At 61.2% G+C, this 14102-nt stretch carries 18 protein-coding genes and 1 pseudogene; 9 read left to right on the top strand and 10 right to left on the bottom strand.

The genetic code is table 11. The features are described 5' to 3' along the window. Positions 1 to 569 precede the first annotated feature (569 nt). Complete coding sequence (locus tag C443_RS09820) at positions 570 to 878, top strand: HalOD1 output domain-containing protein (RefSeq protein WP_005535983.1); 309 nt, start codon at positions 570 to 572, stop codon at positions 876 to 878. A gap of 83 nt (positions 879 to 961) precedes the next feature. Here the strand turns inward: C443_RS09820 and C443_RS09825 are convergent, their stop codons facing one another. After that, positions 962 to 1477: a hypothetical protein gene (locus C443_RS09825; protein ID WP_005535984.1), complete on the bottom strand. Its 516-nt coding sequence runs from the start codon at positions 1475 to 1477 to the stop codon at positions 962 to 964. Between the two features lie 111 nt (positions 1478 to 1588). Between C443_RS09825 and dnaJ the strand changes: the two are divergent. Beyond that, positions 1589 to 2705: pseudogene (dnaJ, locus tag C443_RS09830) on the top strand (molecular chaperone DnaJ). Here the strand turns inward: dnaJ and C443_RS09835 are convergent. Beyond that, positions 2706 to 3011, bottom strand: a complete 306-nt coding sequence (locus C443_RS09835; RefSeq protein WP_005535985.1) for a MazG-like family protein — start codon at positions 3009 to 3011, stop codon at positions 2706 to 2708. Between the two features lie 78 nt (positions 3012 to 3089). Here C443_RS09835 and C443_RS09840 point away from each other — a divergent pair, with 78 nt between their 5' ends. Both C443_RS09840 and C443_RS09845 read left to right on the top strand, forming a co-directional pair. Next, positions 3090 to 3839 carry a hypothetical protein gene (locus tag C443_RS09840; RefSeq protein ID WP_005535986.1) on the top strand — a complete coding sequence of 250 codons (750 nt, stop codon included), beginning with the start codon at positions 3090 to 3092 and terminating at the stop codon, positions 3837 to 3839. A 149-nt stretch (positions 3840 to 3988) separates the two neighbouring features. Continuing rightward, positions 3989 to 4180: a DUF7333 family protein gene (locus C443_RS09845; protein ID WP_005535987.1), complete on the top strand. Its 192-nt coding sequence runs from the start codon at positions 3989 to 3991 to the stop codon at positions 4178 to 4180. A 201-nt stretch (positions 4181 to 4381) separates the two neighbouring features. On the opposite strand, the gene C443_RS09850 is transcribed toward C443_RS09845, so the two are convergent. Then, positions 4382 to 5131: a hypothetical protein gene (locus C443_RS09850; RefSeq protein ID WP_005535988.1), complete on the bottom strand. Its 750-nt coding sequence runs from the start codon at positions 5129 to 5131 to the stop codon at positions 4382 to 4384. A gap of 127 nt (positions 5132 to 5258) precedes the next feature. On the opposite strand from C443_RS09850, the gene C443_RS09855 reads away from it, so the two are divergent. Next, positions 5259 to 5924 carry a halocyanin domain-containing protein gene (locus C443_RS09855; RefSeq protein ID WP_005535990.1) on the top strand — a complete coding sequence of 222 codons (666 nt, stop codon included), beginning with the start codon at positions 5259 to 5261 and terminating at the stop codon, positions 5922 to 5924. A gap of 15 nt (positions 5925 to 5939) precedes the next feature. Here C443_RS09855 and C443_RS09860 read toward each other — a convergent pair whose 3' ends face one another. Continuing rightward, the gene (locus C443_RS09860) at positions 5940 to 6470 is read right to left on the bottom strand and encodes a type II toxin-antitoxin system RatA family toxin (protein WP_049944013.1); all 531 of its coding nucleotides are present in this window, start codon (positions 6468 to 6470) and stop codon (positions 5940 to 5942) included. 141 nt (positions 6471 to 6611) lie between these two features. On the opposite strand from C443_RS09860, the gene C443_RS09865 reads away from it, so the two are divergent. Then, a complete protein-coding gene (locus tag C443_RS09865; RefSeq protein WP_005535994.1) occupies positions 6612 to 6887 on the top strand; it encodes a MarR family transcriptional regulator in 276 nt (91 codons plus the stop codon). A 127-nt stretch (positions 6888 to 7014) separates the two neighbouring features. Further along, positions 7015 to 8088, top strand: coding sequence for a tubulin/FtsZ family protein (locus C443_RS09870; protein WP_005535996.1), 1074 nt, complete (start codon positions 7015 to 7017; stop codon positions 8086 to 8088). Positions 8089 to 8135: 47 nt separating this feature from the next. On the opposite strand, the gene C443_RS09875 is transcribed toward C443_RS09870, so the two are convergent. The 3 genes from C443_RS09875 to C443_RS09880 form a co-directional block, all read right to left on the bottom strand. Further along, the gene (locus C443_RS09875) at positions 8136 to 9479 is read right to left on the bottom strand and encodes an alkaline phosphatase family protein (RefSeq protein ID WP_005535998.1); all 1344 of its coding nucleotides are present in this window, start codon (positions 9477 to 9479) and stop codon (positions 8136 to 8138) included. An 87-nt stretch (positions 9480 to 9566) separates the two neighbouring features. Beyond that, on the bottom strand, positions 9567 to 9692 hold the full coding sequence (locus C443_RS22130; RefSeq protein WP_005535999.1) for a hypothetical protein: 126 nt from the start codon (positions 9690 to 9692) through the stop codon (positions 9567 to 9569). A 131-nt stretch (positions 9693 to 9823) separates the two neighbouring features. After that, positions 9824 to 10357, bottom strand: a complete 534-nt coding sequence (locus C443_RS09880) for an inorganic diphosphatase (protein ID WP_004593839.1) — start codon at positions 10355 to 10357, stop codon at positions 9824 to 9826. Positions 10358 to 10654: 297 nt separating this feature from the next. On the opposite strand from C443_RS09880, the gene C443_RS09885 reads away from it, so the two are divergent. Continuing rightward, on the top strand, positions 10655 to 11014 hold the full coding sequence (locus C443_RS09885; protein ID WP_004593840.1) for a PadR family transcriptional regulator: 360 nt from the start codon (positions 10655 to 10657) through the stop codon (positions 11012 to 11014). A gap of 83 nt (positions 11015 to 11097) precedes the next feature. Here C443_RS09885 and C443_RS09890 read toward each other — a convergent pair whose 3' ends face one another. Genes C443_RS09890 through C443_RS09900 form a run of 3 tightly spaced genes read right to left on the bottom strand, consistent with a single transcriptional unit; the run spans position 11098 to position 12684 of the window. Further along, on the bottom strand, positions 11098 to 11652 hold the full coding sequence (locus tag C443_RS09890; RefSeq protein WP_005536004.1) for a DUF7108 family protein: 555 nt from the start codon (positions 11650 to 11652) through the stop codon (positions 11098 to 11100). Further along, positions 11645 to 12241, bottom strand: coding sequence for a ribonuclease HI (gene rnhA / locus C443_RS09895; protein WP_005536005.1), 597 nt, complete (start codon positions 12239 to 12241; stop codon positions 11645 to 11647). Before rnhA ends, C443_RS09890 begins: the two co-directional genes overlap by 8 nt. A 47-nt stretch (positions 12242 to 12288) precedes the next feature. Then, entirely contained in the window at positions 12289 to 12684 is a 396-nt protein-coding gene (locus tag C443_RS09900; protein ID WP_005536007.1) for a hypothetical protein, read from the bottom strand. Between the two features lie 100 nt (positions 12685 to 12784). Here C443_RS09900 and nreA point away from each other — a divergent pair, with 100 nt between their 5' ends. Further along, positions 12785 to 14074 (top strand): DNA repair protein NreA, encoded by a 1290-nt coding sequence (gene nreA, locus C443_RS09905; RefSeq protein WP_005536008.1) that lies wholly within the window; start codon positions 12785 to 12787, stop codon positions 14072 to 14074. The last annotated feature ends 28 nt before the right edge of the window (positions 14075 to 14102 follow it).

Raw genomic sequence — 14102 nt, forward strand, 5'->3', positions numbered from 1 at the left:
GATGATGCTCACAGGTAAAAGACGTTGTTACTACCACATTGTCGTCTCTCGACCGAATTAGCGGTTCTCAGTACAGTCCGGAGCGTATTATGGCGATCCGGATGTCAGCTATCGCAAGTGCTCATCTGTGTGTCGGTGCTTCGGCCCCATACCTTGTTTACTCAGTTAATCACACAACTGTTATACATCGGTCCGGAGTAGAGATAGTTGGCACGCGGCATCCTATGTGTCCCAACCACATCTGCTGCGTGCCACTTTCACGAAAGCTGTACACGCTGTCCGCAAGCAGTATGTCTAGACTGAGAGTCCACCAGAACAATTGTCCCAGATACACACAGCAATTGTTTCGCCATCTGCAGCGGTACGTCTCGTGGAAACAGTCTACATTGAAATACAAGTTTAGCCGATAGCTAGTATATAAGATTGCAGTCATAAATGATACTTCACATCCGACGTTGAAAACTCAGTACCGCTGTTTACTCGATAACCAGATAGTTATTTTATACATCACGGTTCCGACTGATGAATTGACAGTAGAATTAATATGATTGGTCGACATATTTCTAATAATGAGTGGGTCCGACAGGCGGCCCGACCGAACATCTGACGGCCCGGACACGCTCCACGCGGAGTTCGACTGGGGTTCGATCTCACCGTCAGTGGCGGTCGTACAAACGGTCGCGATTGCGGCTGAGCAAGAGGCGATAGAGCTATCGCCCCTTATTGAAACGCTCGATCCGGACGCGCTCGATCAACTATTTGTCCATTCGGCAGAGCCAGACAGTGCCGTCTCGCTCTCGTTTCAACTGGGCGAATACGCAGTGACCGTAACCGGAACCGGGGACGTGTATGTCCGCACCGGATCCGTTCATTTGTGACTGCACACGGGACAGGAACCGCCGCCAACGAGAGGAGACGTTTCCCGAAGCTGCTCTAGCGGACCACCTGTGAGAGGAAACAGTCAGCCAGTCTCGTTCCCGAGCGTTACTGTGTCGAGCGTCGTTGTCCGCTCGTCCGGCGCACCGAGTGGCCGGCCGGTCCAGCGGACCGCGACGGTGTCGCCGCTGTCGAGATAGAAGCCGACCGAGACGTCGCCGTCGAGGTAGTTCCCGTCGCCGTCCGAGTCCACGCGCGGGTCGTCAACGACGACCGTATCGCCGGGGCCGACGGGCAACTGGTCCGCCTCGGCCCACGTCAGCGTGGTCGAGCGGTTCCGGTCCGCGTCGGTGACGACGAGCGCCAGCGCGCGCGTACTGGTGTCCATGAGCCGGTCCCCACTGGCGTGAGTAAGCGTCACCGCGCCCGTCTCGGCGTCGAACTGGCCGTCGAGAGTGACCGACGGCGACGCCGTCCGCAGGTCAGCGCCCGGACCGACGACGAGTGCGACCAGCCCGGCGACGGCCAGTGCCGCGAGTCCCCAGACTGCGACTCGCTCGACCGTGACGAGACCTCGACCGCGCGACGACTCGGGACTCATTGCTGGAGGGCTCTCCCGGGACGAAAATAAGCGCCCCGGTACGGGTCGAACACGATTAGTCGGCAACCCGTTCTTTTGAAGTAGCTCAATCGTCTAAGCCTTGTACAACGAATGAGTCAGGATTTCTACGAGATACTGGGTGTCTCTCGGGACGCCTCCGAAGACGAGATCAAGGAGGCCTATCGGGAGAAAGCCCGGGAATACCACCCGGACGTGAGCGACGACCCCGACGCCGAAGAGAAGTTCAAGCAGGCCAAGAAGGCCAAAGAAGTCCTCACCGACGAGGAGAAGCGCCAGATGTACGACCAGATGGGCCACGAGCGCTTCGAGCAGGCCGAGAAGCGCGGCGGCGCTGGCGGTGGCGGCGGCCGCGGCGGCATGGGCGGGGACCCGTTCGGCGGCGGTGCTGGCGGTTTCGATATGCAGGATATCTTCGACCAGTTCTTCGGCGGTGGTGGCCGCGGCGGGCGCGGCGGCAGCCGACGGCGACAGGGCCAGGACCTCCAGACGCGACTGGAAATCGACCTCGAAGAGGCCTACAACGGCGCGACGAAGCAGCTGGACGTCACCCGACCGGAAGCCTGCGACGACTGTGACGGGGCCGGGCATCCGCCGGGGGCCGACTCGGAGACCTGCCCGGAGTGTAACGGGCAGGGTCAGACGACGCAGGTCCAGCAGACGCCGATGGGGCGGGTCCAGCAAACGACGACCTGCCGCCGATGTGACGGCGAGGGGACGCTGTACGACGAGACGTGTTCGACCTGTCGGGGCAACGGCGTCGTCCAGAACGACGCGAGCCTCGAAGTCGAGATCCCGGCCGGCATCGCCAACGGGCAGACGCTCCGGATGCAGCGCGAGGGCGCGCCTGGAGAAAACGGCGGCCCGAACGGCGACCTGCTCATCGAGGTGAGCGTCCGCGACCACCCGGACTTCGAGCGCGACGGCGACGACCTGCAACACCAGCAGGCCATCTCGTTCCCGCAGGCCGTCTTCGGCGACACNCCCGCTCAGAGATGTGTATAAGAGACAGGTGTTCCGCTTAGAGGGGAAGGGAATGCCTCGACTCCGCCGACGCGGCACGGGTGATCTCTACGTTCAGGTACAGGTCGTCACGCCCGACAGCCTCAACGCCGAACAGAAGGAAGCCCTCGAACAGTTCGCGGAGGCCGGTGGCGAGGAAGTCGACGTCGAGGAAGGCTTCTTCGAGAAACTGAAGAACTCGCTGTAGTCAGTCGCCGCTCGCCGGCGTCCCGTCTGAGCCAGACTGTCCTTCGTATTTTGTAAGCGCCGTTGCGAGCGCAGCATCGGCGTCGACGTCGAGTCGTTCACACAGTGCAAGCAGCGCAAACAGGGCGTCGCCGAGTTCATCTTCCCGTATCGATAGCGCCGTCGAGTCGGCACCATAGCCGGTCGTCTCGTTGACTTCGGCCGCGATATCGCCGAGTTCAGCTACCACGTCGAGCAGCCGGTGGGCGGGCGGTGTGTCGATGTCGTTGTGCCTGAGCACGTCGGCGACTTGTTTCTGTCTTTTCATTTCTAGAGCGTGGAGGAGGCCACCTACATCGGCTTTGTGGCCGCGCTGTTTTTCATCGGTGGGGCCGAATGACGACGTATGCAGGTACTCGGTGATCTTGTCGCGCAGGCCCGCGACCGCGACGGCGTCCTCTTTCGTTCGCCGGAGCGGTCGACACCGTACAGTTACTCCGATTTCGCCACGAACGCCTGGAAAGGCGGGAATCTGCTACGACATTACGGCGTCCGACACGGAACGCGGGTCGCCGTCGTCGTCGGTCCCAAAGAGCCGACCGACGAAGATCGGCCGGGCTACCTCCGGGACGCGCCGGACGCACTGCTTGCCTTCCTCGCGGCGGCGCTTGACGGCGCAGTCGTGGATATGGACCCGCCGAATGCGGTCGACGCGACGGCGCTTATCGCGCCGGCAGCGTGGCTCGACCGCTACACGCAGGGACCGGGAACGAAGGGGCTGGCCTACGGCGGCCCGGTCGATGACCCAACCGTCGCCCAGTTCGAGCGGGAACTGTGGAGCGAGAACCCGCTCCAGCCGCCAGGCGAAGTTTCGCCCGAGGACGGCGTACTGGCGGCCGATAGAACGTACACGCACGGCGAACTAATGGCCGAGAGCGGCCGTGTCGTCGCCGACTACGATATCGACGCGGAGACAACCGTCGCGCTCCGGGCACCGATGACAACTGCGGGCGCGGTCGTCGCCGGACTGCTTGCACCGATGCGGACCGGTGCGACGGTCGTGTTCGGCGGCGACGAGGCTGCGGATATCGCCGTTGCCGACGGGGATGCGCCCGAGGAAACCGTTGTTCGGCCGGCCGACGCGACACCAGCGTAGCAATCCGGCGGACGTTCGTCATCAATGTGCGTAGCGGGTACGCGGTAGTCGCCGTGTTGGTGCGGATGCAAAGCGGAATCGCTGGTCAGTCAGCTGATGGACGCTGTTGCTTTCTTAAAGAATTTATTTGTCCGGCTACAAGCAAGAGTATGGGTTTTGACTTCAAGACCGCGGTAGCCCCACTCGTTGTAATTGTCGCCATCGCGACGGTGGCATTCATATCTATGGATGTGATGGGTCGCTCGACAGTGTTCATGATGGTGCTACCCTCGATGATCGTCTTCTCGGTCATCGCGTTCTTCTTTGGGATGAAGCACGGCGAGTTCCGCGCCAGTCCGTAACAATCTCTCGGTCCACGGTCACGGGACCACTACGCTAAATCACTCCTATTTCAACCCCACTCGGTTACCAGCACGGCTGTATGTCGGCTGGTTCGGCTGTGTGTGAGGCCATTCTATCAAACGACAAATTGACCGTGTTCGTGAGTCTCCCGTCGGATTCAGGAAAGGTCTGTCACCGGAGCCGGAGTCGTCGAATTGCGGTCACTCAGTCGGACGGACGAAGTCCGCAAGCGTCACCAGCAGACCGAGCACCCACCCCAGCGGGATGGAAATCCCGAGCCAGATGATGACGTAAGCGATGCCTTCCCGGTCGAAGTTCTCGATGAAGAACTCCGCGACGCCGACGGAAGCCAGCACTTCATAGAGGAACCACCGGGACAGTGAGTCGCTTGCTGGGATGACGACTGAGGCGACAGTCGTCGAGTACAGCGCCGCGACGACCGGCGGCAGGAAGATGGCCGTCATGGCGAACGGATACGCTAGCGCGACCGTCGTCCCGCGGCCGCCGACGCGCCGGAACGTGACGGCGAGCGCGGCTGACAGCGTCGCGACGCCGCCGGCGACAGCGACAGCGGTGAATCCACCCGACACGAGGTCGATGCTCCCGGGCTCAAACCGGACGAGCACCGCTAAGCCGCCCCAGACAAGCACAGAGAGGAGAATGACGCCGACAAGGCCAAGCCGCGTCGCGGTGCCGTCGATACGACGAGTCTGGTACCGCAGGACGACGCCACACAGGACCAGCGGATACACCAGCGCAATGACTGGGACACCGAGCGCAGACCAGAGTCGATAGAGAGCCAACCCGGTCGCAGAGTCCGGCGTCCACGTCCCGAGGACGGTGTCATTAGCGTTTCGCTGACGTGGATACACGAGTTCCATCCACGTTTCGTGTAATCTATTGAGGTCGATACGGACCCCGCCGACGACCCCGTGGCTTCCGGTAGACATACCGGTGGTTTCGTTCTACCGGCGTTAAATGTTTCACGGCAGCCGTGACTGTTGTGATATCGCTGTGAAGAGTACTGCCCGATCCGAAACCGACATATTCAGGACGGGGAGTCACAAACGGTCAGGTATGACAGACGGTAGAGCGGACGTGTCCCGCCGGGGCTTCCTGCGGACGGCGGCAGGGGCCACGGCTGCGTCGGCCGCAGCAGGCACCGCGACCGCACAGGAAGGTACCGAAGGCGGCGACGGTGGTGGCGGCGGTGGGTCGCCGGATTTCGGCGGGTTCCTCGACCAGGTTGGAAACTTCGATGGCTCGGTCGCCGATGCGACCGGACAAGACACCGCGACAGTCGAAGTCGGCGTGGACAACAACGGCCAGCCCTACGGCTTCGGCCCGCCCGCGATTCACGTCGACAACGGCGCGACCGTCCAGTGGGAGTGGACAGGCAACGGCGGTGGCCACAACGTTGTCTCGGACGGCGACGGGCCGCTGGACTCCGGTAGTACGACTTCCAGTGCTGGCGTCAACTACGAGCACACCTTCGAGGAGGACGGCATCTACCCCTACGTCTGCGTGCCACACGAAGGCCTCGGGATGAAGGGGGCTATCGTTGTCGGGACGGACTACCCGACGAAATCCTCTGGTGGCGGCGGTGGCGAGAGCGCCGGCCCGCCGGAAGTGCCAAACAGCGCGAAAACGCTCGGCGTCGCAACCTCGTTCGTGATGGTCGCGACGCTCGGACTCGCGTACTTCTTCATCCGGTACGGCGGCGACTACGAGACGCCCGAGTAACACTCCGTCGCCGCGTTACACCGAATCCGGGCCAGCGTGAATCTCCAGATCGACATCCCGCTCCTGCCCTTCGAGATCCTCGACGACACGTTCGACGATTTTGGTCGCCTCCTTGCGGATGAGCGGTTTGACTTTCTCGATAACCCAGTCCATCGAAACGAGTCGGGGGAGGTCGACGGCATTGTCCGAGGCTGACCCGGGGTCGAACGCGACGTGAAACCGCACCCGTGACGCCGTCTCCACGTCCGCTGGGACGCCGTCCGGGTCAGGTTCGACTGCCCAGTACCCTTCGGCGTCAATGTCCTTGACGATCCGCCAGTCGATGCGCGTCGGCGGCGAAACGTCAGTCACCTCCGACCGAGCGGTGTAGGAGAGCTTCCACCACGAGAACACGAGGTCGTAGTTCGTCCCCGGCGAGCCGTCGCCGTCCTGTACCACGCGGTCGAGGTATTCGGAATATCGTGCGTAGCCCGGAAAGTCCAGCAGAAACTCGTAGACCTCTTCGGGTGGGACATACACAACCGTGCTGACCTCGACTTCGTCCACGTCTGTGACACCGGATGTACCGAAGGTAAACTTTCGGGCATAGACTCCGTCCGCGGCCGCGTTTTTTGCCGAAAGATTTCCACAGAGCATAATTGCGAACAGTAAATATTATCACTCTGTATTGGATACAGTGGTAGTACCATGAGTGCATCCGATATCCAGTCCGCTGATACCGACAGCGAGCACGAGAACAGTGGGTGGGAGGCCGTCCGCGATCTCCCGCCGAGCGCGAAACTCGTCGCGAAAGTTCTGGAGTACAACGAGACTCTGACCCAGAGCCAACTGGCCGAGGAGACGCTGCTGCCGCCGCGGACCGTCCGGTACGCCCTCTCTCGTCTCGAAGATGTTGGCGTCATCGACTCCCGGTTTTCCTTCGCCGACGCGCGCAAACGGATCTATACGCTCCGGGTCGAGTAACCAGCCAGCACGCTTCACGTCTAGCAACCGGGTCCTGCATTCCACACCAAGGGCCGTTTCATCCTCTTTGTCGCCCGTTCACAGTGTGAGGACAACGTTGATTAGTCACCCTCACAAGACATTTGATATGAAAGTCGTCCTGATTGGTGTCGGGCAGGCTGGCGGGAAAGTAACCCAGTCGCTCGCCCAATTCGATTACGACATGGGGTTTGACGCTGTCCGGGGTGCTCTCGCCGTCAATACGGCGCGGGCCGACCTCCAGAACCTCGATATCGACACAGCCCTCATTGGACAGGACCGGGTGAAAGGTCACGGCGTCGGCGGTGACAACGAGCTCGGGGCACAGATTATGCAAGAGAACGCCACCGAGGTGCTCAACGAACTCGACGGTCGCATCACGACCGAGGCCGAGGCCATCGTCGTCGTCGCCGGACTCGGCGGCGGCACCGGCTCGGGCGGCGCACCGATGCTCGCCCGCGAACTCAAGCGCATCTACGAGAAGCCGGTGTACGTCCTCGGTATTCTCCCCGGCCGGGACGAAGGTGGCCTCTATCAGGCCAACGCCGGTCGCTCGCTCAAGACCGCTGCCCGCGAGGCCGACTCCCTCCTCCTCGTCGACAACGACGCCTGGCGGGGCAGCGGCGACAGCGTCGCCGCCGGCTTCGAGCGCGTCAACGACGCCATCTCACAGCGCGTCGGCCTGCTGTTCGCCTCCGGCGAGGCAGTCGAGGGAGTCGGCGAGAGCGTCGTCGACTCCTCGGAGATCATCAACACGCTCAGGGGCGGCGGCATCGCCTCTATCGGTTACGCCAGCGCCGAGGCCAGCGAGGACGCCAGCGAGAACGTCAACACCATCACCAGCGTCACCCGGAAAGCCCTCCTCACGAGCATGAGCCTGCCCAACGCGGTCAAGGCCGACTCGGCCCTCCTCGTCGTCGCGGGTGACCCCGAACGTCTCTCGCGGAAAGGTGTCGAACGAGCGCGCCGCTGGGTGGAAGATCAGACCGGGAGTATGGAGGTCCGGGGCGGGGACTTCCCGCTCGGGTCGGACAAAGTCGCGTCGCTGATCGTCCTTTCGGGCGTCGAACGGTCCGAACGGGTCGACGAATTCATGGAGCGCGCCACAGAAGCAGCGAACTCACAGGGCGGGACGACCGACCCTGACGAGTTCACAAGCGACGAGCTGGACGGACTGTTCTAAACTGTTTTCGGCGCAGATACCGGGACCACTCGACTGGGACGGCAGCCTCAGGCGAGACTACTACCGTCGAACTTCGCGCGGTCGAAGTCGTGGTCGAGCAGGTCGAGAATGGTCGGCGCGATGTCGTAGAGGTCGGCATCTTCGATGCGAACGTCCGGGTCATCGACCATGAGCGTCGCGTTGTCGAAGCTGTGCATCCCGTTTCGCGGCCCGACACCGAACACGTCCTCCGAGCCTTTGAATCCGGCCTTCAGGTCGAACCCGTGGTTCGGGACGACGGTGAGATCCGGCGCGATGTCGTCGTGGTCGCCACGGAAGGCGTCTTCCTTGGTCACGACACGGTCGGCGACCTTCTTGCCGTCTGGGCCTTCCAGCGATTCGAGTTTCTCCTTGAGGTCCGCACGAACGGACTCGTACTCGGATTCGGGAACGCTGCCGTTCGGCTCCCGGCCCTCTAGGTTGATGTAGAACCGTCCGGGGATGAGCGAGTAGGCTTTCGTGTCCTCGCTGATATCGCCGAGTTCGGAGTGGTCGTCGGTCGCGTAGTCGAGCCACCCCTCCTGCTGGAGCCACTCGTTGAAGTGGACCTCGTAGTCGAGGGAAGTGAAGCCGTGGTCCGAGGCGACGACCATCGTCACGTCGTCGGGGAGTCGGTCGCGCAGGTCACCGAGATACGCGTCGACCTGCTTGTAGAACTCGAAGAACGCCTCCTGGTTCTCGCCGTCGCGCTCGTAGTCTTTGAACAGGAAGTGGTTGACCCGGTCAGTGGTCATGAACACGCCGAAAAACAGGTCCCAGTCGTCCTGTTCGACGTAGTGCTTGAACGCCTCGTAACGCTTTTCGAGCGTCTTGTGGGCGTCCTCGACGAAGTCGCTCTTGTCGTCGTCGTGGCCGAGTTTGGCGTTGACATCGATCCGGTAGTCGCTGTCCTGAAGATGGTCACGGAGTTCGTCCGGATAGGCGGCCTTGTCGACGCCCGGCGAGAGAAAGCCCGACACCATCCGCTGGACGTTCCGCTGTGGCGGGAAGGTGACCGGTACGTTGAGCACCGTGGCATTGCGGCCATCGTCAGTGACGCGGTCCCAGAGGCGCGTCGCCTGCACGTCACGTCCCATCGGGACGTAGGTATCGTATGACCCGACCTCGCGGTCCTGGAAACCATAGACGCCCGTTTGTCCGGGGTTAACACCGGTCGTCAGCGCCGGCCAGCAGGCGCTAGACTCGGGGGGGACGATGCTGTCGATTGGGCCGGCGCTTCCGTCCGACGCCATCTCCGTGAGGTTCGGGAACACGTCAGGGTGCTCGTCGATGAGGCTAAACGGTACGCCGTCAATACCGAAGAAGGCAACACGCGGTGCGTCGTCGCCTTTCAATCGGTCGAATAATCCCATACGACCCGTTAGTCAGGTCAGGAACAAGAAACTTCTTTTCGGAGCCGCGTCACCGAAAGCGGCAAAATCATCGACACAGCCCAGCGGTCAGGACGACTGGTCCGCGTTCTCCGGAACCACGGTCAGGTGTGCGATTCCGGGTGTCGACCGTCGTTCGGCTCGCGGAACGACAGTCGTGTGGTCAAGCGCCGCGTCGGTGTCATCAGTAGCCATACGCGTACAGATAGCGGTTACACGGACAAAAGATTACCCATGCTCATACATAATCGGAGACACCTGCCGGTATTACTTCTGGAAATACACCGCCAGCGGAACAAAAACCGCAAAAGGTGGTCCCGGACGCGTCAGTTGAACTCTTCGTCGTAGAGTTCCTGCGCGTGGACGATAGCGTCCTTTGCGGCTTCTTTGTCTTCCCAGCCTAGCGTCTCGACTTCTTTGCCCTCTTCGAGGTTCTTGTAAGTCGAGAAGAACTCGTCAATCTCGTCGAGGGTCTGCTGTGGGATGTCGTCGAGGTCCTCGATGTGGTCGTAGCGCGGGTCCTCAATCGGGACTGCGATGACCTTGTCGTCCTGCTCGCCGTCGTCGTCCATCTTCATCAGGGCGACGGGGCGGGCCTCGATGACACAGCCGGGGAACGTCTGGTCTTCGACGAGAACGAGCACGTCGAACGGGTCCTCGTCGTCGTAGTACGACTGCGGAATGAAACCGTAGTCAGACGGGTAGTGAACGTTCGAGTGGAGAACACGGTCGAGGACGACACCAGGGATGTCCTTTTCGTATTCGTACTTGTTACGCTCGCCTTTTAGGCACTCGACGACAGCGTAGATCTCTTCGGGTGGGTTCGGTCCAGTTTCCAGGTCTTCCCAGAGGTTCGTCATCACCGGCGACTGCGCGACGCCATCAAAAAATCCTTTCGTAATAGCCGTAGCTATTCGGTATTATGCGCTATATAACCCAATAATATCTAACTATAGATATATTCTTAGATTACACTTACTACCTGTAAACGACAATCTGAAAGCAGATTAATCGGAAACTCAATTCAACTGAAGCCACATAATATAACTTTCTCGATATTATTGTACCTGCTAGTTGTGTGGGGGTTAATGCCCCACAGCAGGCGTTGTGCGCCAGGGTTAACAAGTGTTAAATAGCTTGCTGACATTTACTCAACTATGTCAGAGGCACAAACAGTTACTGACAGTCCGGGCATCGCAAAAGAACTTACCGCTTTTCAGCAGAATATCCTGGTAATACTCGCTGAAGAGCCGCGGTATGGTCTCGCTATCAAGCGCGAACTAGAAGAATACTACAACGACGAAGTCAACCACGGTCGCCTGTACCCGAACCTCGACGACCTCGTCGAGATGGGACTCGTCGAGAAGAGCGAACTCGACAAGCGAACGAACCAGTACTCCCTGACAGAGTCGGGCAAGGACGCAGTCCTCGACCAGCTCGGATGGGTGTTCGGGAAGTTCATCTCCGACGACGGTCGAGCCGACGAACTCCGTGATCTGATCGCGGCACAGCAGTAGACTCGCACCTGGGCACCTGCGAACTACTGTTAATCAATTCTTAACGCGAAACAAACCTGACTACCGACAGATATGCCGAACAGTTACGCGTCGGGAACACAGCCACCGGCTTCTTTCACAGTGAGACGGATCGACCGGTCGAGGACCGACTGTTGTTCCGCAGTTGGCCACGCGTTCCGTCGGACGTAGTCGTCCCGAAACTCCTGAATTTCGTCCGGTGTCGCCTCCGAGATCGGTTTCGCGTAGTGGTTGCTCATGAAATCGGCGAGCAGCTCCGCGTTGGCGCCGTGTGTCTCACCGTGCGCTTCGGTCACAGCTTCGACGACAGCTCGGTTTGCAGCGTCGATCTCTTCCCACTCGTCCGGGTCGCCGGGACCCGAAAGCCGTATCTCGACGCCACGGTCAATATCGTCGACCCGTTCCGGACGGATGACGCCATCATCGACCCATTCGACGGGATGGCAGACGAGTATGTCACCCGTCTCGTCGTTCCTGATGCGAGCGGTGTAGTCGTACTCGGCGAGGATTTCGTCGCGTTCGGTCCTGTAGGCGTCGGCCTCGGCATCGTCGACTGCCTCGCGAGCGAGTCTGGTCAGCCGTTCGGCCCGTTCGATCACGTCTGTCGGCAGGTCAGTCATCGTCGAGTGCGTCGTTTGCTAGTTCGTCCGCACGGTCGTTTATTTCTCGCGGAACGTGCTCGATCTGCCAGTCGTCAAAACCGGTCAGCAATTCACGCACGCGGACGCGGTTTTCGCGCAGTTCCGGGTCGTTCGTATCCCATTCACCACGGACTTGTTTGACGATAAGCTCTGAGTCACCCCGGATATGGACATCGTCGAATCCGTAATCGCGTGCGACTTCGATCGCACGGATGAGCGCTCTGTATTCCGCCTGGTTGTTTGTCGCTGTACCGATCGTCTCTCCACCCTCCGTGACGATCCCGCTGTCGTCGACCAGCACGTAGCCGACCGAGGACGGCCCTGGATTGCCACGCGATGCGCCATCAAAATACGCATGGACGCGCCCGCCGTCATTGCCGCGTAACAGGGCCTCAAGTTGTGCGGTCTCCTCGCCCTGTACGACGACTTTTCCGTCGTAGGCGACCGCCGTCGCACCGCCGTAGTCGACACGCCAGCGCTCGTGATCGGTGTTTCCTGCTTCAATGTCGAGTCCCGCATCCGCTAGACGCTCGCGGGCCGTCGTCTCGTCGCATTCGATGACCGGCATTGTCCGAGGGTGGCTGACCCGTCGGTATAGACGTTGTGGTCGGCCTGTCAGTTCCCGGCGTTCCTGCTGATTCGCTCGGCACCGGTCTGTCGACCCTCTTCACCACCAAGGAACCGACCTAGAATGCCGACCAGCCCGCCAACGGTGACAACGGCTCCGGCGGCAAACATTATTGACAGGATTGGGTCGACAGGCTCAATGAGAATGGGCGAGACAAACAGGATAATACCGGACAGGATCGCAACCACCGCTGCAACGGGACTGACCTGCTTGCCCGACGAGACACGGTAGGTGGAATGGGCAAGCGTGAGGGCTGCGAGTTCCCCGACGAGAAGGTTGACAAGTGCCTGCTGGTACGCGACCGGAATGGTTGCCGAGACGAATATGACAGCCAGGCTGACCAGCGTTGTGCCGAGCAGGAACCATTTCGTGGTATTCACCATGATTTATATCACCTGTTGTTACTCAATCCAACCCTGTAAGAGTTGCTCTCCCACGGACCGCTGGAAAGGTTCTTATCGGGGAGGACCGAAGGCGTGACAGATGCAACTCGACGAGTTCATCGAGGGATTCGAGGAGGACGAAGCCGCACAGCGGCGGCGTCTCGCGGCGGAGAAGTCCTACGCCATCACGGACCACCTCGAAGACGTCGAGCAGCAGTTCGAGGCGGCAGTGCAGGGCGATTCGCTGTTCGGATCGACGGCCCCGGAGATATTCGTCGGCCGGTCGGGGTATCCCAACGTCTCGACAGGCCTGCTCTCTCCGGTCGATACCGATGCCGCTGCTGCTGGGTTCGCGACCAGCGGCGACTGGTATCAGGAGGGACTGGGTATCGAGGACGTGCTCCAGCGCCGGACCGGTATGGTGAACTCCACTCAGACGACATCCGTCGATTCCGTCAGCGCCGGTGGCGGACGCGGCGGTGGTGGGGTCCACGATGTCTGGAACGGCTTCGTCGGCGTCCAGCGTGAAGTCGCCATCGCGGACCATCCCGTCGATGTCGAGGTCGGTCTCGACGGGACTCCCGAGATGGATGTGAGTTTCGACGACGTTGGGACGCCGACGGGGCCGCGTGCCCACGCGACTGATGCCGACTTAGCGGAGAACCCACACGTGCCCCGACCCGTCGAAAAGACGCTGTCGGACGACGACTGGCGCGCCGAGGGCGCGATGGCGTACCTGTACCGCCGTGGATTCGACGTATACGACATCAACACCATTCTCTCGGCAGGCGCGCTCGGGCAGGCCAGCGAGCGCTCGCTGGTGCCGACACGATGGTCGATCACTGCCGTCGACGACACGGTCGGGCAGTACGTCCGTGGTACGCTGCGCAACGCCGACACCATCGACAAGCCGGAGCTGTGGTACAACGAGTACATGGGGAACCGCTACTGGGTCGTGCTCGCACCCGGTCGCTGGGAGTTCGAACTCGTCGAGATGAAAGCGCCCCAGAGCGTCTGGAACCCACGCCCCGAAACGGGCTACTACATGTCCAGCGCTCACGAGGGCTACGAGGGACGGACCGCCTACGTCGAGGAGACTGCGGGAGCGTACTACGCGGCACGACTCGGCATCCTCGAACACCTACAGGAGCGCGACAAACAAGCGAAGTGTCTGGTGCTACGGGAAATCACCGACGACTACTGGGCACCGGTCGGCGTCTGGCAGGTGCGCGAGGGCGTCCGGAATGCCTTCGACGGAGAACCCGGGACCGCCCAGTCCTTCCGGGAGACGCTGACGGCTATCGCCGACCAGCTCCCCGTCACTCTCGGGCAGTTACGTCGCAAGTCCGAGCTCGTCGCCGGGCTGCAGTCGCAGTTAAGCGATTTCTAACAGCGCCTTGCGTTGCCGTAAACGGTCT

Source organism: Haloarcula argentinensis DSM 12282 (genome assembly GCA_000336895.1).
GTDB lineage: Archaea > Halobacteriota > Halobacteria > Halobacteriales > Haloarculaceae > Haloarcula > Haloarcula argentinensis.

What these genes read in the sequence shown, in the direction of transcription:
- C443_RS09820 (WP_005535983.1), top strand. Translation starts at nt 570, where the DNA reads ATGAGTGGGTCCGACAGGCGGCCCGACCGAACATCTGACGGCCCGGAC.
- C443_RS09825 (WP_005535984.1), bottom strand. Translation starts at nt 1,477, where the DNA reads ATGAGTCCCGAGTCGTCGCGCGGTCGAGGTCTCGTCACGGTCGAGCGA.
- C443_RS09835 (WP_005535985.1), bottom strand. Translation starts at nt 3,011, where the DNA reads ATGAAAAGACAGAAACAAGTCGCCGACGTGCTCAGGCACAACGACATC.
- C443_RS09840 (WP_005535986.1), top strand. Translation starts at nt 3,090, where the DNA reads ATGCAGGTACTCGGTGATCTTGTCGCGCAGGCCCGCGACCGCGACGGC.
- C443_RS09845 (WP_005535987.1), top strand. Translation starts at nt 3,989, where the DNA reads ATGGGTTTTGACTTCAAGACCGCGGTAGCCCCACTCGTTGTAATTGTC.
- C443_RS09850 (WP_005535988.1), bottom strand. Translation starts at nt 5,131, where the DNA reads ATGTCTACCGGAAGCCACGGGGTCGTCGGCGGGGTCCGTATCGACCTC.
- C443_RS09855 (WP_005535990.1), top strand. Translation starts at nt 5,259, where the DNA reads ATGACAGACGGTAGAGCGGACGTGTCCCGCCGGGGCTTCCTGCGGACG.
- C443_RS09865 (WP_005535994.1), top strand. Translation starts at nt 6,612, where the DNA reads ATGAGTGCATCCGATATCCAGTCCGCTGATACCGACAGCGAGCACGAG.
- C443_RS09870 (WP_005535996.1), top strand. Translation starts at nt 7,015, where the DNA reads ATGAAAGTCGTCCTGATTGGTGTCGGGCAGGCTGGCGGGAAAGTAACC.
- C443_RS09875 (WP_005535998.1), bottom strand. Translation starts at nt 9,479, where the DNA reads ATGGGATTATTCGACCGATTGAAAGGCGACGACGCACCGCGTGTTGCC.
- C443_RS22130 (WP_005535999.1), bottom strand. Translation starts at nt 9,692, where the DNA reads ATGGCTACTGATGACACCGACGCGGCGCTTGACCACACGACTGTCGTT.
- C443_RS09880 (WP_004593839.1), bottom strand. Translation starts at nt 10,357, where the DNA reads ATGACGAACCTCTGGGAAGACCTGGAAACTGGACCGAACCCACCCGAA.
- C443_RS09885 (WP_004593840.1), top strand. Translation starts at nt 10,655, where the DNA reads ATGTCAGAGGCACAAACAGTTACTGACAGTCCGGGCATCGCAAAAGAA.
- C443_RS09890 (WP_005536004.1), bottom strand. Translation starts at nt 11,652, where the DNA reads ATGACTGACCTGCCGACAGACGTGATCGAACGGGCCGAACGGCTGACC.
- rnhA (WP_005536005.1), bottom strand. Translation starts at nt 12,241, where the DNA reads ATGCCGGTCATCGAATGCGACGAGACGACGGCCCGCGAGCGTCTAGCG.
- C443_RS09900 (WP_005536007.1), bottom strand. Translation starts at nt 12,684, where the DNA reads ATGGTGAATACCACGAAATGGTTCCTGCTCGGCACAACGCTGGTCAGC.
- nreA (WP_005536008.1), top strand. Translation starts at nt 12,785, where the DNA reads ATGCAACTCGACGAGTTCATCGAGGGATTCGAGGAGGACGAAGCCGCA.